Here is a 24,267-nt window from a genome sequence, read left to right as displayed (position 1 = left end):
CTCAAAGTCAAAATAATATTCTTGTGATATATCAGCTAATATTTTAGCCTCTCCTCTGAGGAGACCGCGAAATGCCGAAGATTTTGGTGATTAATCCCAATAGCTCAAAGTCAGTGACCCAATCCATGGCGCACTGTTTGGTGGAGATTGGCGCGCGGACATCTCACGACATTATTTGCATCGAGCTGTCGAAATCGCCGCCGGGCATTGAAACAGATGAACATGTGGCAGAAGTGGTGCCGCACATTCTGGAGGCAGTCGCCGCGTCCGACGCGGATGCGTTCGTGATCGCCTGTTTTTCTGATCCGGGGATCGCAAAGGTGCGGGCGGCGACCAGCAAGCCAGTTTTTGGCATTGCTGAAAGCGCCTACCTCACAGCTCTTGGCTTGGGCAGCGCATTTGGCATCATCTCCATGGGCCCGTCATCTATTGGGCGGCATTTGCGCTATTTGCAGCATTTGCATCTCGATAAACGCCTTGCCGGCGACAGGGCCATAAACATCACTGTGCCTGAGTTGATGGCCAGCAATGTGATTGAAGGGTTGGGGGAAACCGGCCAGGCATTGCGGGATCAAGACGGCGCCAGCGTGCTGATTTTAGGATGTGCCGGGCTGGGCAACTATCGGCAAGATTTGCAGGCGCAGTTGCAGTTGCCAGTGGTTGACCCGGTGCAGGCGGGGGTGATGCACGCCATCAACGCACTTGATCTGAATTATGGGGGAATGTTTGATGTTTGATTTGGTGTTGCAAGGGCCAGCCATGTTGTCGGATGGTCGTCATGATGCCTGTTGGATCGGGGTGCAGGAAGGCAAAATCGCCGCGATCGGCCAAGGCGATGCGCCCGACGCGGCAGAAGTTCATATTGTCACGGAAGGCATTATTTTGCCCGGTGTCGTCGATGGCCAAACTCATGCGTGCTCATATGGCGGCTTGCCGGGCATTGAAAGCACCACCCGCTCGGCCGTCGCGGGCGGCGTGACCACCTTGGTTGATATGCCTTATGACAACCCTGATCCGCTCAACACCAAAGCGCGGCTGGACGAGAAAATTGCCACCATCAACGCGGTCGCCTACGCCGATATGGCGCTCTATGCCACTGTCGCACCGGGGCAGGACAACAGCGAAATTGCCCCGCTGATTGAGGGTGGTGTGGTGGCGTTTAAAATTTCTACTTTTGAAAGTAATCCCACGCGCTTCCCGCGCATTCAAACGCCCCAAATCCTCAGTATTTTTGAAACATTGGCGCCGACCAACATTCCGCTGGGGGTGCATAATGAAGACCAGGAAATGGTCCATGCCTTTATGGCGGCGGCCAAAAAAGCGGGTCAAAATGGTCTTGTGGCCCATTCTGAAAGCCGCCCTGCATCTGCGGAAATGTCGGCCACCGCGCAGTTCCTGGAGCTTGGGGCTGCTGCCCATGCGCACGCACACATTGTGCACCTCACCACGGCGCGTGGCTTTCAACTCGTCGACAATTACGCCTTTGATGGTTATCGCGCCACCGGCGAATTATGCGTGCATTATTTGTGGTTTGATCCAGAAATTGATGGCGAAGAGCTTGGCGCAAAAATGAAGGTGAACCCGCCGATCCGGCCCGGCGAGATCGACGCCTTATGGGAAGAGATTTTGGCGGGGCGCGTGGCGCTGATCAGTTCGGACCATTCCAGTTGGCCCATCGACAACAAGCTGACCCCGTCAATTTTTGATGCAGGCGCAGGCATTCCGGGTATGGAAACGCTGTTGCCCTGTTTTTACACCGCCGCTGAACAGCGCGGGCTCGACGCGGCCGCCCTCACCGCCGAGATGCTGAGCGAACGCCCCGCCAGATTTTTTGGCCTTTTCCCGCAAAAAGGGGCCATTCGCATCGGCGCAGATGCGGACTTCGCCATTTTAAAGCATCAGCCGCAGATTTGGGATTCGGCCAACGCCCATGACGATCTCAATTGGAGCCCGTTTGATGGCCGCGTGTTCAGTGTCACGGTGGACCGCACTTATGTGCGCGGGCAATTGGCCTGGGATGGCAAAAACATTTGCAACCAACCGGGCAGCGGCACCTTTGTGCCGCGCGGCAATGGCCATTGGTTTGAGGATGAGGAGACCCCGTCATGAGCAGGATTAATGCGAACACCAAAGGCGTTTTTGTCATCGCCGCCACGCCGTTTACGCCAGACGGAAAGATTGACCACAACAGTCTTGATGGCATGGTCGATTTCTATTTCGACAAAGGGGCGGACGGGCTGACCATTCTGGGGATGATGGGGGAAGCGCCCAAACTCACCCAGTCGGAATCTCTGGCCATCGCCAAGCAGATCATCAAGCGCGCTGCGGGCAAACCCATTGTTGTGGGCGTGTCTGCGCCCGGCCTTGCCGCGATTGGAGAATTGACCAAAGCGGTGATGGATGAAGGTGCAGCAGGTGTGATGGTTGCCCCACCCGGCAATCTAAAAACCAATGAGCAAATCATCACCTATTATGCCAATGTGGTCAAAACCATAGGCGAGGATGTGCCGGTGGTTTTACAAGATTTTCCGCTTGCAACGGGGGTCAGTATTTCATCGGCCACCATGGGGACGATCTTTGAAAATCATCCCTCCATCGTGATGCTGAAACATGAGGATTGGCCAGGGCTACAAAAGATTTCCGATCTGCGCGACGCAGAAAAGAAGGGGCGCCGACGGGTGTCTATTCTTTGCGGCAATGCCGGGGTTTTCCTTCCAGAAGAAATGCGACGCGGTGCCGATGGGGCCATGACCGGCTTTGCCTACCCTGAGATGATGGTCGAGATCTGTCGCCTCTGCAATGCCGACCAATATGACAAAGCCCATGATCTATTCGACGCCTATTTGCCGCTGATGCGTTATGAGCAGCAACCTGCCCTTGGGTTGGCTGTGCGCAAGTTTATTTTGGCCAGGCGTGGCGTCATTGCCCATGCTTCTCAACGACAGCCGGGAGCAGATTTGTCCCCAACCGCACAGCAAGAAGTAATTTTTTTGATGACCCGATTAGAAAAAAGAATGGCAGAAATCAGCTAGACATTTTGTCAGCATTTTTGCGGCCTGCAGATTGAGAAAAACGAGCGTGCGGAGAAGCCAAAATTTGTGCTCCATTTCGCGCGGCGCATACTATTTATGCCCAAGCCATTTATTATGATAATTAAATGCCAAGCACGTGAATTCGCTCAATTTTTTGTAACAATCACACTTCTGGACCGTTTGGCGTTGGACCAAAAATGGCTGGTCAAAATCTGACTTTTTTCGCCCCTCAAAAGGGTCCAGTTTTGTTAAATAACTTTGCGACTAATTTGAAAATTTGCGCCTAAGGATTCGAGGTCAAAAACCTTGAAACCTTATAAAAACAAGGGCGTACCGGAAATCCCCAGGGGTGGACAGCGTTGTTTTGCCGCGCAATAGTGGGCGCGCTCGGCACGTAAATTGCGACGTGCCGATGAGGAGTTGCATTTGTCCATCGTGGACAAATACCACAAATTATTGGGAGGTAATTGTGAACAATTTCACGAAACGCACGCTTGGCGCGCTGGCGGGTGTCAGCGTATTGGCAATGAGCTTTTCTGCTGCTCAGGCCGCAACGTGGCGCTATGCTTTTGAGGAAGCACTAACGGACGTTCAAGGCGTTTATGCGCAGAAATTTAAAGAAGAAGTTGAAGCAAATTCAGATCACGAAATTCAGCTCTTCCCTTTCGGCACGTTGGGTGAATCTGCTGATATTATGGAGCAGGCACAAGCTGGTATTTTGCAGTTTGTGAACCAGTCCCCTGGTTTTACCGGCGCGCTGATCCCTGAAGCACAAGTCTTCTTCGTGCCTTATCTGCTGCCAACCGACCAAGCCCATTTGGCCCGCTTCTATAAAGAAAGTAAGGCCATCAATGAGGACTTTGAGGAGCTTTATGCTGAGCAGGGTCTTGAGTTGCTTTCCATGTATCCTGAAGGCGAAGTGGCCATGACCACGAAAGACCCCGTCAAAACGTGTGAAGATTTGAACGAGGTGAAATTCCGTGTGATGACCAACCCGCTTTTGGTTGAAAGCTACAAAGCGTTTGGCGCTACACCAACGCCTTTGCCTTGGGGCGAAGTGTATGGCGGTTTGCAGACCAACATCATTCAGGGCCAAGAAAACCCAACCTTCTTCCTCTATTCAACCAAGATCTATGAGGTGACCGACCACATTACTTATGCTGGCCACAACAACTTCACCACGGCCCTTATGGCCAACCAGGATTTCTATAATTCCTTGAGTGAAGAAGAGCAGCAAGTGATCGAAGATGCGGCTGATGCAGCTTATGATCATATTGTGGAGTATCAAAAATCGCTGGCTGATGAAGAGTTGGCCAAGATCAAGGAAGCCAAGCCTGAAATGACGGTGACCGTGCTCAGCGAAGAGGAGCGCGCGTGCTTTAAAGAGGCTGCGGCGGACGTTGAAGCCAAATTCATCGAAATGACTGGTGAAAGCGGCAAGGCGATCCTCGAACAGATGAAGGAAGACTTGGCAGCAACCGCTGAATAGTCAGACCTGAAAGCTTAACTTGCCCGGCCCTTAATTGGGTTGGGCAAGTGTTGATCTGTGTAGGGGAGGACACGATGAGCGACGAACAGGATTTAAAAGAACTCGAGTCAGCATTGCCGGGTTTTTTAGGGGTGATCGACACGGTGATAGGCCGCGTTGAATCTCTTTTTTTGGCGATTGGCGTATTGCTGATGGCCTTGAACACAGTTGCCAATGTGGTGGGCCGATATCTTCTTGGCAATTCGATCTTTTTTTCAGAAGAACTCAACCGGATATTGATTATCCTGATCACCTTTGCGGGCATCAGCTATGCCGCCCGCCATGGTCGGCACATTCGCATGTCGGCGATTTATGATGCACTGCCGCCAAAGCTGCGCAAGCTGCTGATGATCATCATTTCGTTGGTCACCGCTGCTTTGATGTTTGCCCTTTGCTATTACGCGATCAATTATATTGGCACGCAGGCGTCTCGCGGCCGGGTTTTACCCTCATTGCAAATTCCGGTTTGGATCATTTTGGTCTGGGTGCCGGTCGGGCTCTTCATGACGGGTGCTCAATATTTGCTGACCGCGATTAAGAACATCACATCAAAAGACATCTATCTCTCCACCGCGGTGCTTGAGGGATATGATGAAAGCGAAACGGAAGTCTGAGGGGGAGATCATGGCTACAATAGTTTTTTCTGCGATGGTTATCCTGCTGCTGCTTGGATTTCCAATGATGGTGCCGCTGCTCGTGGGCGCGGGCATCGGCTTTTTTATGATGTTCAATGGCTTTGGCCAGATGGAAACCATGGTGCAGCAAATGATGGGGGGTATCCGACCGGCCTCGCTGATTGCGGTGCCCATGTTTATCTTTGCGGCTGACATCATGACGCGGGGTCAATCGGCGGGCCGTTTGATCAATTTGGTGATGTCGTTTGTGGGGCACCTGAAAGGAGGGCTTGCCGTGTCCACTGCGGCGGCCTGCACGATGTTTGGCGCAGTGTCCGGCTCGACGCAAGCAACCGTGGTTGCCATTGGTTCGCCTATGCGGCCGCGCATGCTGAAGGCTGGCTATAAAGATAGCTTTGTGTTGGCGCTGATCGTCAACTCAAGCGACATTGCGTTTCTGATCCCCCCTTCAATCGGGATGATCATTTATGGCGTGGTGTCACAAACCTCAATCGCCGAGTTGTTCATCGCGGGCATCGGCCCCGGGCTTTTGATCTTGGTGTTGTTCTCGATCTATAGCTACATCTATGCGGTGCGCAACAATGTGCCGACGGAAGAAAAAGCCACATGGGGCGAGCGCCTCGTCAGTTTACGCGACGCCATTTGGCCCATGGGTTTCCCGGTCATTATTATTGGCGGTATCTATGGCGGCATTTTCAGCCCCACCGAGGCGGCGGCGGCCTGTGTGCTCTATGCCCTGTTCATTGAGGTTGTGGTGTTCCGCACCTTGTCATTGACCAATGTCTATGAAACGGCAAAATCCACAGGCTTGATCACCGCAGTTGTTTTCATTCTGGTGGCGGCCGGCGCGGCCTTTTCCTGGGTGATTTCATTTGCGCAAGTGCCGCAGGAATTACTGGGCGCCATCGGCATCACCGAAATGGGACGCATTGAGGTGTTGTTCGTCATCTCCATTGCTTTCTTCATCGGCTGCATGTTCGTTGACCCGATTGTGGTGATCTTGATCTTGGTTCCCGTATTTGCACCTGTGGTGAAATCCTTGGGTCTTGACCCCGTGCTCGTGGGCACAATCATCACGCTGCAAGTCGCCATTGGTTCAGCGACGCCACCGTTTGGCTGCGATATTTTTACCGCCATCGCGGTGTTTAAACGCCCCTATATGGATGTGGTGCGCGGCACGCCGCCGTTCATTTTCATATTGCTCGGTGTGGCTGTGGCCATGATCTTCTTCCCGCAAATTGCGCTGTTCCTGCGTGATCTGGCCTTTGCGAAATAAAGGAGGACATTATGTTTAAATCCATATTGGTCCCGTTTGATGGCTCTGCCGGCGCGGAAAAGGCGCTTAAAATGGCCATCGATTTGGTCAAAACAGCGGGTGAAAATGCGAGGCTGAATATCCTGACCGTTTATCGGCACCATTCAATGCTTGAGGCGTCCTTGTCGATGGTGCGCCCCAACGAGCCGGGCAATCTTGATGACATCATGCGCGAGCATGCGACAGAGGTTGCCGACCGGGCCAAAAAGATGGCGATTACGGCTGGATGTGAAGATGTTCATGCCTTTGTGTCACCCGGTGGCGTGGCGCGCACCATTGTCAAATCTGCAGAAAAACACGAGACTGATCTGATCGTGATTGGCAGCCGTGGCATGGGCTCCGTTGAAGACTATTTGTTGGGCAGCGTGTCACATAAAGTGACCGGGCTGGCCAAGTGCCCCGTCTTGGTGGTGTAAATTGTAAAATGCGGCCCGCCGTAAACCAGCGGGCCGCATTAACAAAAATCGAAACATAGAGCGAACCCGGCCTAAGGCTGGGCTTCCTCTTTGGTGGGTAAAAAATCGATCTTTGTATAATGATCAATCAATATCTGGCAGGGCTGCGATTTCAGGCTGCCAAATCCTTGTGTATGAAACGCAAATTCCACCCCGGCCTTATCCGCGGCCTCTGCGTCCACATCACTGTCGCCCACAAACAAAGCCTGTGAGGGCGCACATTGAAATTGCTTGAGACAATGCAAAATTGGATCGGGTGCGGGCTTTGGCTTTTCAGTGGTTTCAAAACCCGCAATTTCATCGAAATATTCAGCGATGCCATAGCTGGCCAAGATTTTGTGTGCGCGGGCCACCGGACGGTTGGTGCAAAGGCCCACTTTTGCCCCATCAGCTTTAAAGAATTGGATTAAAGCCTCTACCCCGTCAAACAACCGACTATATTGACCGTCTGCCTCATCATAGGCCTGCTCAAACACTTTGGTGGCATCAATCAATTGCTGTGCGGTGAGGTTGGCCCCCACATGCACTAGGCAGCGGGCAATAAACATTTCTTGCCCATTGCCAATAAATGTTTTGACCACTTCCGCTGGAATTGGCGCATGGCCGATGCTGTTGAGCATGACGCGGGCCGCGTGGTGGAAGTCACCAAGACTATCCACCAGCGTACCGTCGAGATCAAAAATGATGGCTTTATATTTATGCGGCATCTGTCACTTCTTTTTGAGGCAGGAATACACCGCTATTGCGATTTATGTCGAGGGCAACCTCAGCACCAATCTCCATCACCGGTTGGTCAATTGAGTGGCTTTGATCCACAACCATTTGTGTGTCCGCCACATCAATCAAATAGCGCACCTGCCCGCCCAAAAATTCGCGGTGGCTGATTTTGCCGCGCAGAGCGGTGTTAGCGTTTTCAGGACGCACCATGATGTTTTGAGGGCGCAACACCAGATTGCCTTGGCCCAAAATTGAGGAATCAATGGCAATCTGTTCGCCCGTTTTCAAGATGATGCTTGAACCTTCCGGCCCCTTGACCATATTGCCTTCCAAAATGTTGGCGGTGCCCAAAAAGTTGGCCACGAACAGGTTTTCAGGGTGGTCATACAACATTTGTGGTGTGCCCACCTGTTGCACCACGCCCTGGTCCAGCACGGCCATGCGATCGGCTGTTGTGTTGGCTTCTTCTTGGTCGTGGGTCACAAAAATGGTGGTCAGCCCCAATTTGCGTTGCAACGCTAAAAGCTCGCGCCGCATTTGCACCCGAAGGCTTGCATCAAGGTTGGACAGGGGTTCATCCAAGAGCAAGACATCAGGTTCCACCACAATGGTGCGAGCGAGCGCAACGCGTTGTTGCTGACCACCTGAAAGTTGAGACGGCATGCGCTCGGCATAATCTAGCAAGCCGACGAGGGATAGGGCCGCCTCAACCTTTTCGTTTATTTCCTTTTGCGGTGCTTTCTTTTCCACCAGGCCAAAGGCCACGTTTTTGCGCACAGTCATGTGCGGCCAAAGCGCATAGCTTTGAAACACCATGCCCACATTACGCTCCCAAGGCGGCAAGCCCGCCAGATCGCGATCACCCACAAGAATTTTGCCTCTTGGGCGCGGGCCAAAGCCTGCAATGGCGCGCAACAAAGTGGATTTGCCGGAACCAGATGGTCCCAAAAAGGCGAAGAACTCGCCCGCTTTGATTTCTAGGTTCACCCCGGTCAACACCTTGGTGCTGCCAAAGGAGAGGTGAACGTCCTGGATCGAAATCGCTGTGCTTTTTTGTGATAAAGTCATAATTTTCCTCCACAGGGGCGGCGCTTAGCGCTCGCCCGTCCGTTTTTTCCGGTCACGATCAATGATGTATTGTGCCAGCAGTGTCCCCGCGGCAACGATGATGACAGCGAAGATACCTAAGGCGGCACCTGCACCACGCCCTGATGGGCTTTGCATAAACAAGTAGATGCCATAAGCCAGCGGCGCATCTTGGTCGGTCGACACCAGCATGATGGTGGCAGAAAGCTCCACCGCTGCGGTGGCAAAGCTGGTGACAAAGCCAGCCAGAATACCACCGGACATCAAAGGCACAACAATGCGGCGAATGGTGCTGGAGCGTGTGGCCCCAAGGCTTTCAGCCGCTTCTTCCAAGGAGATGCTGACCTGTTGCAACGCGGCGGTACACGCCCGCAAGGCATAAGGCAAACGCCGGATGGTCAGCGCCACCATGATGATCACCCACCATGAAGCAAGGGGTTTGCCCACCAATGGCACTTCCAGATCATTAAATGTCCGCAAATAGCCGATGCCGAGCACAACGCCGGGCACCGCCAGTGCCGCGGTGGCCATATAGTCGAGCCATTGGCGACCAATGATCTTGGTGCGCAACACGATATAGGCAATTGCGGTTGCAAGGATCACATCGATCAGCGCAGCAAGACCTGCATAGACCAATGTGTTTTTAATATAGACACCTGATTGGCTAAACATGGTGCTGAAGTTTTCCAGCGTGTATCCATCAGGCAGCGGGCTATAGGACCAAATGGTACCGAAAGCGAGCAGCGCCAGCGCGATATGCGGCGAAAGCACCAACAGCAGGATCAATACAACAATTGAGTAGGCTGCAATATTCTCTTTGGTTGAGAGCTTGCGACGGCTCAAACCGCCCCCACCTTTTTGTGTGGTGGCATAGTCTTTGCCGCGCATCAGCAAGAAGCTGGCCCAGAGGGAGAAGACTGAGAAGGCGACAAGAATAAAGGAAATCACATAGCCCATCGGATCTGAAATACCGATCGAGGAGATGCGCAAATAGGCCTGCGGCGCCAACATATTATTGACGTTCAATAGCAAGGGCGTGCCCAAATCATCAAACACTTTGATGAATACCAGCGACGCGCCAGCCAAATAACCAGGTGCGGCCAAGGGGAACACCACGCGGCGGAACAGACGCAAACCGTGCGCACCCAGATTTTGGGCGCTTTCTTCCATCGAGCGGTCAATGTTGCGCAAGCTGGCCGATAAATTGATCAGAATGAAGGGGAAATAGTGCACGCTTTGCACCAAAATCACCCCATTTAGCCCCTCCATAAAGGGAATGTTGATCCCCATATTTGCCAGCAGCAGATTGAATGTACCATTGCGGCCAAACAGCAATTGCATGGCAATCGCGCCAACAAAAGGCGGCATGATCAGGGGGATAAAGCCAAGGCTTTGAATAAGCATCGAGCCGCTAAATTCAAATCGGGATGTGATATAGGCCAAAGGCAAAGCAAAGACACTGGCCAACACAACCGACATAGCGGACACGTAGAATGAGTTGAAAAAGCTTTCTCGGAACAGGGCGGAGCTGAAAAAGTCGCCAAAGTTCTGAAGCGTCAGGCCGCCTGTTTGCGGATCGACAAAGGCGACATAAATCACCTTGGCCACGGGCAAAATAAGAAAGCCGAACAAAAGCGTTGCGATAAAGATGGCTGCGAGCACCGTGCCCGAGAGTTTTGGAAACAGCACATCTGTCAAGCGGCGGCGTGCAGGTGCCGCGCCAGCGGATTGATGAGTCATGATGGAATACCTTTGTGCCAGAGCATGCGCTGGCCCGAATGGGGCCAACGCATCTTTGGGTCAGTTACAGCATTGAGGCTGCTTTATTGGCGAGTTCTTTCGCCTTGGCGTAGTTGGCAACGATTTGAGCATCCCAATCTTGCTCAACTTCGGCCTGACGTCCTTCAACAACGTCCTCAGCTTTTTTACGCTTCGTTTTGAAGATGGCGTTAAAGTCTGGGTCCATTGATGTGGCTTCATCGATTGGCATTTCCGCGATCAATGCGCGGGCTTCATCGATCAAAGCTTGTGCTTCGGCGTTGCTGCCGTCACCAAGTTTTTCCTCAGCCAATTGCACAGCACGCACGGCTTCACGCAGATCATCCATGCGGTACGTGATCATCACGTCAAACAAGGAGTTCACCACATTGTAACGTGCGCCAGATTTCTCAACGTCAAAGTTCACAGACGCTTTGATCGTGCCGTTGAATGGGTTGGGGAAATTCTCTGGTGCGTTTGCATAGGCATCAATGTTAACCGGCAAACGACGAATTTCAGGACGATACAACAATTCTTGGCCTTCAACAGACAGCAAGAACGCAATGAAGTCTTTTGCTGTGTCGGGGTTAGGTGCATTTGCAATAACACCTACATTGGCCGGCACGATCGCTGTTGTTTCAGGGTAGACAAAGTCTACAGGGAAACCAGAAGCTTTTGAGGCAAGACCGAAGAAATCGATCACAATGCCCAAACCGAACTGGCCGGAGTTAACGCCATCTGGCACACCAAAGCTACGCTCTGTAACGGTGGCGAAGTTGCCCGCGATAAACTTCCATTTGGCCCAGCCGTCTTCCCAGCCATCGCCTTGCAACACGGCTTCAACCGTTAGGTGGGTGGTGCCTGAACGCGATGGCGCAGACATGCCCACATGGCCGTGATATTCAGGCGCAGCCAAATCAACCCACTGCATGGCAGGCTCAAGACCCTTAGCGTCCAAATAGCGCTCATTGTACATGATGCCATAACCAGCGGCGGCAAAACCATTATAGAAGCCATCCGGATCGTTCATTGGATAGCCCGCAACATCAGGCGGAATATTTTCGTTTGAAACACCGCTTTGCTGCAGCAAATTATCTGATTTCAACACTTCAAACGCGTCTGGCGCCGAAGCCCAGAAAATGTCGCTTGTGTTGGATGATGCTGTTTCCTGAATGTATTTCACTGATGATGAAGTTGATTTGTTCACCACTTCAACGTCCACATCCGGATACATTTCTTCAAACTTTTGTTCAAAGGGTGTGGTCAGTGTTTTGGGGAATGAGGTGACAACAACGAGCTTTTCAGCTGCAATTGCTGATGTCGTACCTGCCGTCGCTGCAAAAGCAACACTGGCAAGCAATGCATTACGCAATAAATTCATACCGTTTTTCCTCCCGAATTTAGGTATGCGGAATCCTCCGCGCCTCCTTCATTGCAAACGGCGTGCCAAGTTTTAGATCAAGATAAGATATTGAAATATATAGGTTTAGTGATTTCACAGGTGCAGGATTTGTGTGTCAAAAATGACTCATTGTCCCCTTTCTGACTCACTCATCTGTGTCAATTTCGGCTTTTTCAATTTGATATTTCTTCATGCGCAAATAGAGCTTTTTGCGCGGGACATCCAACAGAGCAGCCGTTTGGGTGATGTTGCCATCACACGCGGCGATGGCCGCTTCAATGTAAGATTTTTCAAATTTCCCCACGGCCTCGTCCAGGCCAGCATCCACAATAGTGGGTTGCGACACGTCAGGCTCGGCTTTGCTCCAGTTCAGCGGCATGCCAATCACAAACCGTTCCGCCGTGTTTTTAAGCTCGCGCACATTGCCTGGCCAATTATGGCGGGACAATCGTGCCCGCAATTCATCATTGAGCACAGGCACCGTTCGGTGATGCAACGCCGCAGCGCGCTCGCAAAAATGCATAAATAGAAGTTCAATGTCTGGACGGCGTGCCCGTAAAGGCGGGATTTCCAGCGAGGCGATGTTGAGGCGATAGACCAGGTCGGCGCGCAATTTGCTTTCCTCCACCAGATCGTCCAGCTCCCCTTTCACCGCAGCCACCACGCGCAAATCGAGCGGCAAGGATTTTTGGCTCCCCAACCGTGTGACCTCGCGGTTTTCCAACACGCGCAGCAAACGCACTTGAAAACTGAGCGGCATGGATTCCAGCTCATCAAGAAACAATGTGCCGCCGTTCGCCGCTTCAAAATATCCCACATGAACCTGATCAGCACCGGTAAAAGCGCCGCGTTCATGACCGAAAAAGGCGCTATCGACCAGCGTTTCGGGCAGCGCCGCACAATTGACCGCAACAAACGGACCTGCCTTGCGCGGGCCCAGATCGTGCAGGGCGCGCGCGACCACGTCTTTACCTGTACCGGTTTCGCCCCGCACGATCAGATCGACATTCAGATCGGTCAGCGCGGCCACCTGTTCGCGGAGTTGGTTGGTTTCTGGGGCGTTGCCCACAATTCGGGAGCTGAGGTCATTTTCGCCCACCATGCCTTTAAGCGCGCGCACTTCTAGCGCCAATTGCCGCCGTTCAAGCGCCCGGCTTAAGGTGGTCAAAAGTCGATCCGGCGCAACGGGCTTTTCTAAAAAGTCATAAGCGCCGGCCTTCATGGCCATTGTTGCTTCCGCCACTTGGCCATGGCCCGTGATCATGATGATCGGCAGTTTTGAATCCAGTTGGGTGCAATGATCAAGCAGTTCCAGCCCCGTCATCTTCGGCATGCGAATGTCGCATACGATCACGCCGTTAAACTGGCTGGTGATGTGGGGCAATGCTAAATCTGCGCGGGCATAGGTCACCACATTGTGGCCCTCTAGCTCAAGCGTATCAGCGATTTCTTCCAAAAGGTCCTGATCATCATCGATCAGCATCACTTGTTGTTTTTGTGCAGTGCTCATGATGCCCGTTGTAATCCCAAGGTGGCCGTGGCCCCTTTGTCGTCATTGTTCTTCAAATATAACACACCCCCCAAATCCTGGGCGATGGTGTATGAAATGCTCAAGCCCAACCCGGTTCCTTTGCCCACATCTTTTGAGGTGACGAAGGGTTCGAAAATATCGTGCTCCAACTCGGGGATACCCGCCCCATTGTCGATCACATCGATCATAAACAGGTCCCCTTCCATCCGGCCGGACAGGATGATCTTGCCGTGCTTCTGCTGGGTTTCGTCGATGGCGTCAATGGCATTGGAAATCAGATTGACCAATACTTGCTCAATCAAAAGCGGGTCGCCGTTCACCTTTTGCTGCAGCTCAGCAGCTTGCGTGGAGATCTGAATCTCCGGTTTTTCGGCCAGCCGCGCCTGAAAAATTTCAATCGCTCGCTCAATGACCGGATAAAGCGCGATTGGCTTGATTTGATAATCGGAGCGGCGCGCAAAGTGCGAGAATTGCTTGACCAGCGCGGACATGCGATCGGTGAGCCGCACAATCTTTTGCAGCGGTTTCTCTAATGTTTGGGGATCCGCGCCCTTTGCCAGGCGGGTGAGGCTATTGTGGGCCGCATAGCGTGTGGCGGCGATGGGCTGATTAAGCTCGTGGGAGATGCCCGCCGAAAGCCGGCCCAAGGCCGCAAGTTTCCCCGCTTGCACCAATTCCACCTGCGTTTGTTGCAGCTTTTTATTGGTGCGTTCGCGCTCGACAATTTCATTTTGCAGGCGGCGCAGGCTTTCCTCGCGCTCGATCACCGATTGCCGAAACACATCCACCGCATGGCCCATGCGCCCGATTTCATCGCTGCCCGTCACCGGATGGGTTTTTTGGGTCAATTCGCCCCGGGCAATGGCCCGCAGGGCAACGGAAAGATGCTGCAACCGGGCCACAATGCGGCGACGCACATAAAAAATCAAAATGAAAAAGGTGGCCATCAAACCCGTCACGGTCAGGGCCACGATATTGGCGCTGGCCCCCTGCATTTCGGCAATGGCCTGATCGGCCAAGCCAATGGCGGTGGCACGGCGCTGGTTGCCTGTTTCGGAAAGGGTCCGTTGAAATTGGGAGAGACTTTCTTGCGCCGCCGAAAGCTCAAGCAGCACCTTTTCGCGGGCCTCAATCAATTGTTGCGCTATGGCAAAAATGCCTTGTGGTGACAATGCTAATTCGCGCAGCGCCGACAGCGATTGATCAAGGGTGATCAACGTGTCCGCATCGCCCAATTCATCCAGCAGGCGACTGGCCCGGTCAAGACTTTCAAGGGTAATGTCTGAGAATTGGGCAAGGCTCTCTCGGCTTTGCGCGCTTGTGCCTTGCAGCATGGCGTTGATGGCAAAGCTGCCTTCGCGGCCCACCTCTTGCACCAGGTCCCGTTTTTCGCTTTCGGCACTCAAAAGATCGAACGCATCGCGAAAGCCCTCTGCCCCTTGTGAGGCCTCTATCCGCGACACAGCATTATCAATATTAAATGAAATATCGAGGAGCAGCGGCGAAATCTCCGATTGAAAATCAGCCTGTAACCACCGCAAGCTGGCCGCTTTGGCCACAAGATTTTCCTCAAGGCTGAATTGTTGGTCAGAGAATTGCAACAGCAACCGGATGTGGGCCTCAATTTCATCGCGGGCTGAGAGCAGTTCAGGATCGCGCACTTGATTAATGGTGGCCGACAGGTCCAACAATTGTGCGTTCAAATCTTCCTGGTAGGCTTGCCGATCTTTGCGCAAGCGCGGCTCGCTGAGAATGGTCGCCTGCGCGGCCAGTTCAGTCACCGCGGCCGCCACCTCATTCACCTGCACGATTTCAGGCATTTGCTGTTCCACCAATTCCGACATGTCTTGGCTAATGTCGGTAAAGCGCAATACCGCGGCAAAGGCGATGATCGACAGGATGCCGGAGATTAAAAGGAAAGACGCAAACAGCCGGCCCCACACGCTGTAGGCGCCGGGCAAATAGGTGAATAGCCGATCGCGTGCCTTACTCAGTGCACTCATTCTTTGATCTCGCGCAGTTCATTTTCAGCCAAGCCAAGCAGCATTTCCGCTTGCGATTGCCACCGCACTTGAAACTTTTTTTGCTCCGCTGTCATGGGCGCATAGCGCATGCCCGGCCCGGGCATTGGGCTTGGCTGCATAATCGCCACTTCATGTTCCGCAATCGGCATGGTCAACAAATAGGTGCGGGCCAAGTCCAGCTTTGCGCGATGTTTTTTTGCCAGTTCTGGATCGTCCTCAATCAGTCGCAAGTCCCGCCAAATCGTGCGGCGACGGCCAAATTGATTGGTGATAAACTGATCAAATATTTCGTTGACCATCCAATAGCGTCGCGCCGCTAATTTGGGGTCATAAGAGGCCCAGCTCAACCGCAAGGCCGCATCCAATGACGGATAGGCGCGATAATCAATCGATTGTCTGATTTCCGGTTCGATTGGAATGCGGTTGATTTTGGGGGTGAGCAGGATTTGCTGTCCGGTTTTTGACAAGACAAAATTGATGAATTGATCGGCCAGTTCGGGCGCACCGCTGCCTTTCAGTTTCGCAATGCGTCCGGGCACCAACATCACGGGCCGCCCATATTGAAACGCCAAATCATCCTCAGAAATCGCCAAGAAGTCGATATTGAGGCCAATGTCAAAGCGCTCGGATTTCAGCCCGTCAATTACTCCAAAGCTGCGCGAGGTGATGGTGGCAAAGTTGGCGCTAAGCTGCAGCACATATTGCCACCCATCTTCCCATCCGCGATCCTGCAAAAACTGTTCGACGATCAAATGGGTCGTGCCAGATCGCGACGGACGCGCAATGCCAATGCGCCCCTCATATTTACGCTCCAACAAAGCATTCCAACTTTGCGGCACTTTTGCGAGATGATCTTTTTTCCAACTCCACCCCACTGCAGACAAGGCAAATGCATGGTGCACCTTGCCGTCCATGGGTGCCAGATGATCAAAATCATCGAGCATGTCGAACGCTTCCGGCGATGAGGCCCAAAAAATGTCGAACTTGCGCCCATTGCCCAAGGCAACTTCGCCAAGCGCATGGTTGGTGTTTTTGTTCAGCACCAACACATCGATGTTCGGATTTTGTGCTTCAAACGCTTTGACAAACGGTTCAAACACCCGCGCTGACATGGAAGTAAGAATACGCAATTGCTGCTGCTGAGCCTGTGCATATCCGCTACTCAACGCGCCCAACACTGCGGCCAGCAGGGCGATCATAAACAATATTGCTCTCATGGGTCTCCTCACCTAAGGCCCATAGTGATACATTAAACTCAAGCGCTTATGCAAATTTTTGCATCCGCGTACGAAATGCAATTCGCTAGCATTATGTGCTGTCAGGTTTTGCAAAGCGGCTGTTGAGACCGACAATTGTCTGCCAAGTGCCGCTAATCACCAACCGGCAAAATCGGCTACGTCTTTGTCACTGATTTTGCCTGCTACTACATCTTTTATCGCCTGTGCCAATATCCGAGCACCAATTCTCGCTTCGGCTTCAGACAATATGAGTGGCGGCGTCAATTCAAGCACGTTTGAGTTCATGCCAACATAATAAAAGACGGCGCCGAGCTGCCATGCGCGATAAACAGTTTTTCGCGCCAGATCCGGGTGTGGCTCACCATCTTCATTTTTGACGAGTTCGACACCAATGGCCAATCCCCGCCCGCGTATATCGCCAACTTCTGGTAGTTGCGATGTCGCACGAGAAATCTCGTCCATAAGGATGTTGCCGGTTTCCTGCGCTCTTGAAGCTAGATCGTCCGTTTGAATGGTCGTGAGCACAGCCATTGCTGCTGATGCACAAATGGGGTTGCCATGAAGTGTTTGCATCGAGAACGCTGGTTGATGGTCCATGATCCAAGATGGACCGATGACGGCCGAGATTGGCAAGCCGCCGCCCAACCCTTTGCCGAACACGACAATATCCGGCACAAAGCCCTCATGCTCAAAACAGTGCATAATACCGGTTCGCCCAAGCCCCACTTTGACCTCGTCGCAAACCGTCAATATCCCGTAATGCGCGCACAATTTCGATAGCCGCGCCAGGAAACCCTCGGGGGGAACGATCAAACCGCCATCGGCCTGGATCGGTTCCATAAAGAAGCAGGCGACCTCGTCGCCGGGACAGCTGGTCGCGAGTAGATGTTCAATATGTGCCAGTAAGGCTTCGCCAGAAGGGTCGCCTTCAAACGGGCGGAAGGGATCAGGATATGGCACCAGCGTCAGGCCGCCGGCCTTTGTCGCGCCTTCCTGCGCGGTGTGCCCTGAAACGGACATCGACCCCTGCGTGCCGCCGTGGTAGGCGCCCGAAAATGCCATAATGCGGGACCGCCCCGTTGCCGCTGGAACAACCCGTGCAACAGTTTCATTTGCATCACTGCCGGAATGCCCGAGCCACACGCGGCGATCATTCGCCCCCGGCGTCAATCTCAACAAGGTTTCGGCCAAGTCTACGGCGGGCGCATTTGTGCCCGAAAGGATCGATGCGCCAGCTTGATTGGCCAGTGCCCGATCGACAGCTGCGCGGATGGCCGGATGACTGTGCCCAAGGCTTGCGGCACCCCAGGATGCGGACAGGTCCAACAGTTCCCGTCCGCCCTCCTCGATCAGCACACTTCCCGCGCCGCCTGTGACAGCAAGTGGAAAGAACCGCAGCTTTTGAAGTGGCGACAAGGCTGCTCCATCGCGCGCAAAAAGTGATGTGTCGGTCATGCTCGCTCCATTCGTCAGATTGGTCTTATGTCGTGAACGCGCCGCGCAGACTGTCCTGCTGGACCAATCAAATCATTCTGGGTTTCGATCAGGCGCTGCGAAGATCAGTAGACCTTTGAATAAAGATGGCATTTCTCCACATCAGACATGTTCTTTACATGCTCGATCTCCGCACGTTTGATGGCCAGATAAACGTCGCTAAACTGTGGATCAAACCACGAGCGAACCGTGTCATTTTCTTCAAAACGGTCAAGTGCTTCGCTCAGGGATTGGGGCAGCCGGATATAGCCCCGCGCTTCCAAAGTCTGTGCATCCAATTCGGACAAATCCTCCTGCCCGACTTCGGGAATCGGCAGTTTATCTTCGATGCCTTGCGCACCCGCATGCACAAGTGCAGCCATCGCCAAATAGGGCGACGCGGCGGCGTCTGCTGCGCGGAATTCAAAGTTATATTGCTTGGCGATTTTCTTCTCGCTGGTCGCCGTCACCGGACATATCCGCACGGCGGCTTCCCGGTCATGATAGCCCAAATTATTATAGGCAGCGCTCCAGCGATGCGGGGTGAGCCGCATGTAGGAAATGTCGCTCGGTGCGGTCAATGCCAAAAAGCTATCCAGATATTTCAAAATACCGGCGATAAACGACCCGGTTTTTTGGCTCATGCCAAATGGATGGGCTTTGTCATAGGTGGCGGGGGCACCTTGTTGGTCCAAGAAACTGATGTGGATATGCACGCCATTGCCCACCCCATCCGGATCGATAATCGGCACAAAGCTGGCGTGATGACCCATCATATGCGCCAGGCGCTTGGTGAGTTCGCGCAGCAACACCGCCCAATCGGCTGCGGTTTTGCCCTGCGATGGTGCGTTTGTCACTTCAAATTGACGCGCGCCATATTCTTTCAAAAAGGTGTCCGGTGTGATTCCGGCGTCGCCCATCGCTGCCACAAGGGCCTCACCAAAGTCGCGATTTTTGGCAAAAGCGCCGTAGTTGAAGGCCTCGCCGGGCTGTAGATCCAAGTCCGGCATTTGAAATTCATGCTCAAACGCGGTGTTAACCTGAAGGCCGGCGACCCGATCCAACCGATCAAGGGCCGATTGAAGAATTGAGCGCGGACACAAGGCCCATGGTGTGCCGTCGAGGTTGCAAATATCGCCCAGCGCCAGCCGCTCACTTGGGGCGTCGGTGCCAAAATTCACACTGATTTCAGCCGTTTCATCGGGGATAATTACAGTGTCGCCCAGCGCGCCAAATGGTGATGGGGCAATGGTATCAAAACACGTGATCAGGCTGTTGGTTGGCACCCATCCGACGCCCTTGTTCATCCGGCTTTCCCGCTCGGTCGCCGGAAATGCCTTGCCCCGGACTTGACCGGAAGGATCACAGGTTGCGGCGAAAATGAGTGGGCTTCTATTCATGTCGTTTTCCTTCAAAATTCAGTCGTGCCGCATCCCAGGCTTCGATGCGGTTTCGGGTTTGGTCCCAATTGGTTTCGGTTACGCGGGCAACAATGGCCTCTACCAGGGCCAATGCAGCGGTGTAGCTGTCCCACACGGTGCCGCTATCAATGGGCACCGGCAAAACTTCTTGTGCGTCTTTGGAAATGGGCGACATCCATTTGTCGGTCACCAAAACCACGCGGGCCCCGCGATTGTGCACCGCCATTTGTGCCAGTTCGGCGAGTGATTTTTGATAACGCCGAAAATCGATGGTCACCAAAATGTCTTTGGGGCGCATGCGGAGCAAATATTCAGGCCAAACTTCAGGATCAGACGGCAGGTGAAACACATTGGCGCGGTATTGCCGCAAATGGCGCGACAAATATTGGACAATCGGGTCACTCATGCGCCCACCAATCAAATACAGGCCGCGCTTGTCGTCCGACAGCAATTGGCATACCCGTTCAAATTGGCTGGCCGAAATCATCTCGCACGTGTCGTGCAGCAATTGCTCAGCCCGCTGAAAAAATCCTTGCAAATAGTCGCCTTCGACCTGTCGCCGTGTGGGGTGCAAATCAACGGGTGACTTTTGCCCCTCCTTTAATTCAGCGATCAGCTCTTGTTGAAATTCTTGAAAGCCCCCATAGCCCAGCTTATTGACGAAACGCGAAATCGTCGGCGCGGAAACGCTTGTTTTCTCAGCCAAAACCTGGATTGGCGCCAAACCCGCAAACGGATAGTCGGCCATAATCGTGGCGCTGAGCTTGCGCTCATTGGCGGTAAATTCGTCTGATTTTTCCGCAATTTGCACGCGAACCGTCATAATTGTCCTCCCAATAGTGCCCATTATCGCAAATGAAAAAAATTCGTCAATTAAAAAATTATGTGTTGACTTTGAAAAAGTTTTCTCAAATCCTAAGGGCAACCAACCTGGTGGGGGAGAATAAATGATCACAGCACCAAAACGCCATATTGTTTTCGCATCTGCGGCGATTTTCTTGGTGATATTGGCCATTGCCGGCCTCGCCAGTTTCGGCTCCGGTGCGCTTGAGCGCACAATGATCGTCTTTTTTGTGTCCCTGATCGGGGTGGCTGGCATTGGCGTTTACAGCGGCAATAGTGGCATTTTGAGCTTTGGCCATGTGGGCTTTATGGGCATCGGTGCCTATTGTGCATCTTTGCTCACCCTTCCCGTCCCCTTGAAAACGGCAACCCTTCCTAACCTCCCAAGCTGGCTTGCAACCACACAGCTCGACTTTGTACTGGCAACCCTCATTGCCGTGCTATTTGTTGGTGTGGTTGCGGCCATTATCGGGGCGGCTATCGGTCGGCTTGAAGGGTCAGCCGCAACCATCGCCACCCTAGGCCTTTTGATTATTGTGCACGGGGTGACCATTGGCTGGCGCGATGTAACCCGCGGGGCGCAAACCTTTTTTGGCGTGCCGCGCGAAACAACGCTTTGGACCGCAGCCATCGCCTGTGTCATCGCGCTGATCGCCGCACGGCTTTACCGCGATTCAATCTCAGGCTTGCGCTTGCGCGCTGGGCGCGACAATGCCATTGCCGCCAACGCCGTGGGCATCAATATTCAAAAAGAGCGCCTTGTATCTTTCATCGTCAGTGCCATGATCATGGCCTTGGCCGGGGCATTGCTGGCCCACTTCCTTGGGGCCTTCAGCCCGAAAAAATTCTATTTCACAGACACGTTCTTTTTGTTGTCGATGTTGATTGTGGGCGGCATGTCCACTGTCACAGGTGCCTTCACAGGGGCGGTCGTGATCACATTGATCACGGAAATATTGCGCCGATTTGAAAGTGGCTTCACCCTGTTCGGGTTTGAAATGCCCACCATTTTCGGCACCACCCAAATCGGCATTGGCTTGATCATCCTGTTCGCCATGTTCCGCAAGGCCAATGGTTTGGCCGGCCTTAAAGAATGGGAAGAACGCCTGTTCGACCGCGAAATCTCACCCCAGAATGCTCCCACGGCATCTCAGCCGATTGAAGAGCACACCGAACTGCAAGCAAGTGGACTGGTTATGCAGTTCGGTGGTCTAACTGCGGTGAATGATGTGTCATTCACGCTGAAACCGGGTGAAATTTTTGGCCTGATTGGCCCCAACGGTTCGGGCAAAACCACGGTGATGAACATGCTGTCTTGTGTGCTCAAACCAACAGTGGGCAGCGTTAAGTTGGGTGACACAGAATTGATCGGGCGCAAATCCAATGAGGTCGCCAATTTTGGCATCGCCCGCACCTTCCAAAATATCCGCCTGTTCCCGGATTTGACAGTTTATCAAAATGTGCATGTGGCCGCGCTCTCGACCCGCCAGGGCAAAAACGCAGAGGCACGCACTTACGCCGCGCTGCATCGGTTGGGTCTTTTGGATCGCGCGGATGAAGATTCCGGTACGCTTTCCTATGGCGATCAACGCCGGGTGGAAATTGCCCGCGCCCTCGCCTGCGAACCAACCTTGCTGTTTTTGGATGAACCCGCCGCGGGCATGAACCGCGAAGAAACAGATGATCTGATGGAAACGCTGCGCAAACTTTGCGCGGAGTTGGGCATCGGCATCCTGATCGTCGATCACGATCTAAAACTGATCAATGAACTTTGTGACCGCGTCGCGGTCTTAAACGAAGGCAAAATGATTGCTGAGGGGACACCTGAAGAAGTCCGAAATAACCCGGCTGTTGTGGAAGCCTATTTGGGGCGGTCAGCCTAGCTGATCCGTCATAAAAGGAGAGGAAGACATGAAAAAAACTTTGCTGATGAGCAGCATGTTGGCCATGGCCGTAACCGGCAGCGCCTATGCTGAAACGCTTAAAGTGGGCGTCGCCACCGCGCAAACAGGCGCCTTGGCGCACTATGACGGCCCGGTTGTTGAAGGCCTGCGAATGGGCGTTGATGAAATCAACGCAGCAGGCGGCATTGGTGGCACGCTCAAAATTGAGTTGGTGGAAAAGGATGTGCGGTCGGACGCTGCACAAACCGCCATTGCCACCCAAGAGCTGGTTGATGCTGGCGTCAAAGTATTGATCCTGCCCTGTGATGCGGACCCATCATTGGCGGCCATTTCAATCGTGGGCAGCGCGCAAGTGCCGGCCATTTCAACCTGTGCGTCATCGCCAACTCTGCCGATGATCGGCGGCGACTATATGTTTGCCAACTTCCCAGGCGACAATGTGCAAGCCACTGTGTCTGCGCAATGGGCCTATGACCAAGGGATGGAAACAGCCTATATCGTTTATTCGCCAGATACCCAATATACATCCATGCCGCTCTACTTCGCGGATGTGATGGAAACATTGGGCGGTGAAGTTGTGGGCAAAGACACCTATACACTCGGCCAGCAGGACTTTTCTGCGATTTCCACCCGCATTGCCAATATGGACCCACAGCCGGATGTGGTGATGACATCTGCTTACGAGCCAGATTTCCCATCCTTCATCAAAGCCTTGCGTGCCGCGGGTGTGACCAGTCAGGTGATTGGCTCTGACGGCATCGATAGCCCAACCACGTTCTCAATTGGGCCCGCAGCAGATCGCTTGGTGTTCACCACCGCAGGTCACCCAACTGAAAACAGCCCGATGGCTGAGTTCAACGCCAAGTATAAAGAAACCTATGGCGAAGAGTCACAAACCGTGTTCAACGCGATTGGTTATGATTTGGCGAAAGTGATTGAGGCGGCAAGCCTTGCAGCCGGTCCAGATGCCAACTCGCAAGAATTGCGCGATGCGATTGCCAATTTGGAAAATGTGCAGGGCGCGACAAGCCTGATCACCTACAAAGGCACCAACGGTATGCCTGTGCGTGAAGTCACATTGATCGGGGTTATGGATGGCGAGCGCCAGCTGATTGGTCAGCCTTCACCTAACCCAGACATCATTCCTGCGCCTCGGATGCAGTAGGGCTTAAGGAGCACTGATCATGGTTCAACCGCTATTAGAAGTCCGTTCGCTTGATGTGCGCTATGGCGCGGTCCAGGCGGTTGACGGGATCAATTTCGAAGTTGAGCAGGGCGAGATTATTGCCCTGCTCGGCGCCAACGGTGCCGGTAAATCTTCCACCTTGAATGCCATTGCCGGGCTTGTGCCCACCTTTGGCGGCGAGGTGCAATTTGACGGACAAAATATCACCAATTTGCGGCCCGAAATGTTGCCCGGTTTGGGCATGACCTTGTCGCCCGAAGGCCGCCGCGTTTTTGGCACGCTCAGTGTCGCAGAAAACCTGCAAATGGGCGCATTCGGCATGAAGGACCCGCAAGAAATTGCTGCCGCTTGGGATCGGGTCTACACGCTCTTCCCCATTTTGGCGGAACGGCGCGACCAGTTTGCGGGCACGCTTTCAGGCGGACAACAGCAAATGCTGGCCGTGGGGCGCGCCTTGATGAGCAACCCGAAAATGTTGCTGTTGGACGAACCGTCCTTGGGGCTTGCACCCAAAATTATCGAACAGATTTTTGAACTGATCACCACATTGAACCAGCAGGGCGTGACCATTTTGGTGGTGGAGCAAAACGTCTCCATGGCCCTTGAAGTGGCCAACCGTGCCTATGTGCTGGCCAATGGTCAGATCGCCACCTCTGGCGACGCCAAAGAATTGGCCGCCAGCAATAATTTGCAAAATGCCTATTTAGGGGGCGCGTAAA

The 24,267-nt window shown here is 53.3% G+C and carries 20 protein-coding genes; 10 read left to right on the top strand and 10 right to left on the bottom strand.

Going from position 1 to position 24,267, the window contains the following annotated elements; translation table 11 throughout:
• The first annotated feature begins 71 nt into the window (after window positions 1-71).
• The 7 genes from MXMO3_RS18310 (at window position 72) to MXMO3_RS18280 (ending at window position 6,926) form a co-directional block, all read left to right on the top strand.
• Complete coding sequence (locus tag MXMO3_RS18310) at window positions 72-737, top strand: aspartate/glutamate racemase family protein (protein WP_117397132.1); 666 nt, start codon at window positions 72-74, stop codon at window positions 735-737.
• Window positions 730-2,109, top strand: a complete 1,380-nt coding sequence (locus MXMO3_RS18305; RefSeq protein ID WP_245985880.1) for a dihydroorotase — start codon at window positions 730-732, stop codon at window positions 2,107-2,109. The genes MXMO3_RS18310 and MXMO3_RS18305 overlap by 8 nt, the downstream gene beginning before the upstream one ends.
• Complete coding sequence (locus MXMO3_RS18300; RefSeq protein WP_117397130.1) at window positions 2,106-3,032, top strand: dihydrodipicolinate synthase family protein; 927 nt, start codon at window positions 2,106-2,108, stop codon at window positions 3,030-3,032. Before MXMO3_RS18305 ends, MXMO3_RS18300 begins: the two co-directional genes overlap by 4 nt.
• Before the next feature lie 526 nt (window positions 3,033-3,558).
• A complete protein-coding gene (locus tag MXMO3_RS18295; RefSeq protein WP_117397172.1) occupies window positions 3,559-4,521 on the top strand; it encodes a TRAP transporter substrate-binding protein in 963 nt (320 codons plus the stop codon).
• A gap of 74 nt (window positions 4,522-4,595) precedes the next feature.
• Complete coding sequence (locus MXMO3_RS18290; RefSeq protein WP_027836162.1) at window positions 4,596-5,174, top strand: TRAP transporter small permease; 579 nt, start codon at window positions 4,596-4,598, stop codon at window positions 5,172-5,174.
• A 10-nt stretch (window positions 5,175-5,184) separates the two neighbouring features.
• Complete coding sequence (locus MXMO3_RS18285; RefSeq protein ID WP_117397171.1) at window positions 5,185-6,471, top strand: TRAP transporter large permease; 1,287 nt, start codon at window positions 5,185-5,187, stop codon at window positions 6,469-6,471.
• A gap of 11 nt (window positions 6,472-6,482) precedes the next feature.
• Entirely contained in the window at window positions 6,483-6,926 is a 444-nt protein-coding gene (locus MXMO3_RS18280; protein WP_117397129.1) for a universal stress protein, read from the top strand.
• A 71-nt stretch (window positions 6,927-6,997) separates the two neighbouring features.
• Here the strand turns inward: MXMO3_RS18280 and MXMO3_RS18275 are convergent, their stop codons facing one another.
• The 10 genes from MXMO3_RS18275 to MXMO3_RS18230 all read right to left on the bottom strand — a co-directional run bounded on the left by MXMO3_RS18275 (window position 6,998) and on the right by MXMO3_RS18230 (window position 20,438).
• A complete protein-coding gene (locus tag MXMO3_RS18275; protein WP_117397128.1) occupies window positions 6,998-7,672 on the bottom strand; it encodes an HAD family hydrolase in 675 nt (224 codons plus the stop codon).
• Window positions 7,662-8,750 carry an ABC transporter ATP-binding protein gene (locus MXMO3_RS18270; RefSeq protein WP_027836165.1) on the bottom strand — a complete coding sequence of 363 codons (1,089 nt, stop codon included), beginning with the start codon at window positions 8,748-8,750 and terminating at the stop codon, window positions 7,662-7,664. The genes MXMO3_RS18275 and MXMO3_RS18270 overlap by 11 nt, the downstream gene beginning before the upstream one ends.
• 24 nt (window positions 8,751-8,774) lie before the next feature.
• A complete protein-coding gene (locus tag MXMO3_RS18265; RefSeq protein ID WP_027836166.1) occupies window positions 8,775-10,508 on the bottom strand; it encodes an ABC transporter permease in 1,734 nt (577 codons plus the stop codon).
• A gap of 64 nt (window positions 10,509-10,572) precedes the next feature.
• Window positions 10,573-11,907 carry an extracellular solute-binding protein gene (locus tag MXMO3_RS18260; protein WP_036223595.1) on the bottom strand — a complete coding sequence of 445 codons (1,335 nt, stop codon included), beginning with the start codon at window positions 11,905-11,907 and terminating at the stop codon, window positions 10,573-10,575.
• Between the two features lie 166 nt (window positions 11,908-12,073).
• Window positions 12,074-13,438, bottom strand: a complete 1,365-nt coding sequence (locus tag MXMO3_RS18255) for a sigma-54-dependent transcriptional regulator (protein WP_027836168.1) — start codon at window positions 13,436-13,438, stop codon at window positions 12,074-12,076.
• On the bottom strand, window positions 13,435-15,462 hold the full coding sequence (locus tag MXMO3_RS18250) for an ATP-binding protein (protein WP_117397127.1): 2,028 nt from the start codon (window positions 15,460-15,462) through the stop codon (window positions 13,435-13,437). Before MXMO3_RS18250 ends, MXMO3_RS18255 begins: the two co-directional genes overlap by 4 nt.
• Window positions 15,459-16,700: an ABC transporter substrate-binding protein gene (locus MXMO3_RS18245; protein ID WP_117397126.1), complete on the bottom strand. Its 1,242-nt coding sequence runs from the start codon at window positions 16,698-16,700 to the stop codon at window positions 15,459-15,461. The genes MXMO3_RS18250 and MXMO3_RS18245 overlap by 4 nt, the downstream gene beginning before the upstream one ends.
• 156 nt (window positions 16,701-16,856) lie before the next feature.
• The gene (locus MXMO3_RS18240) at window positions 16,857-18,176 is read right to left on the bottom strand and encodes an aspartate aminotransferase family protein (RefSeq protein ID WP_117397125.1); all 1,320 of its coding nucleotides are present in this window, start codon (window positions 18,174-18,176) and stop codon (window positions 16,857-16,859) included.
• A gap of 104 nt (window positions 18,177-18,280) precedes the next feature.
• Window positions 18,281-19,594, bottom strand: a complete 1,314-nt coding sequence (locus MXMO3_RS18235; protein WP_117397124.1) for a glutamine synthetase family protein — start codon at window positions 19,592-19,594, stop codon at window positions 18,281-18,283.
• A complete protein-coding gene (locus MXMO3_RS18230) occupies window positions 19,587-20,438 on the bottom strand; it encodes a MurR/RpiR family transcriptional regulator (RefSeq protein ID WP_027836172.1) in 852 nt (283 codons plus the stop codon). The genes MXMO3_RS18235 and MXMO3_RS18230 overlap by 8 nt, the downstream gene beginning before the upstream one ends.
• Before the next feature lie 124 nt (window positions 20,439-20,562).
• Between MXMO3_RS18230 and MXMO3_RS18225 the strand changes: the two genes are divergently transcribed.
• From MXMO3_RS18225 to MXMO3_RS18215, 3 genes are read left to right on the top strand one after another with little or no spacing between them, the layout of a single operon-like run.
• The gene (locus MXMO3_RS18225; RefSeq protein ID WP_117397123.1) at window positions 20,563-22,341 is read left to right on the top strand and encodes a branched-chain amino acid ABC transporter ATP-binding protein/permease; all 1,779 of its coding nucleotides are present in this window, start codon (window positions 20,563-20,565) and stop codon (window positions 22,339-22,341) included.
• A gap of 28 nt (window positions 22,342-22,369) precedes the next feature.
• Window positions 22,370-23,527 (top strand): ABC transporter substrate-binding protein, encoded by a 1,158-nt coding sequence (locus MXMO3_RS18220; protein WP_117397122.1) that lies wholly within the window; start codon window positions 22,370-22,372, stop codon window positions 23,525-23,527.
• A 19-nt stretch (window positions 23,528-23,546) separates the two neighbouring features.
• The gene (locus MXMO3_RS18215) at window positions 23,547-24,266 is read left to right on the top strand and encodes an ABC transporter ATP-binding protein (protein WP_027836175.1); all 720 of its coding nucleotides are present in this window, start codon (window positions 23,547-23,549) and stop codon (window positions 24,264-24,266) included.
• Window position 24,267 lies beyond the last annotated feature (1 nt).

Origin of the sequence: Maritalea myrionectae, assembly GCF_003433515.1 — a bacterium.
Taxonomy (GTDB): domain Bacteria; phylum Pseudomonadota; class Alphaproteobacteria; order Rhizobiales; family Devosiaceae; genus Maritalea; species Maritalea myrionectae.
Note: the sequence above shows the minus strand (reverse complement) of the source record. Positions and strands in the feature narration are given on the sequence as shown.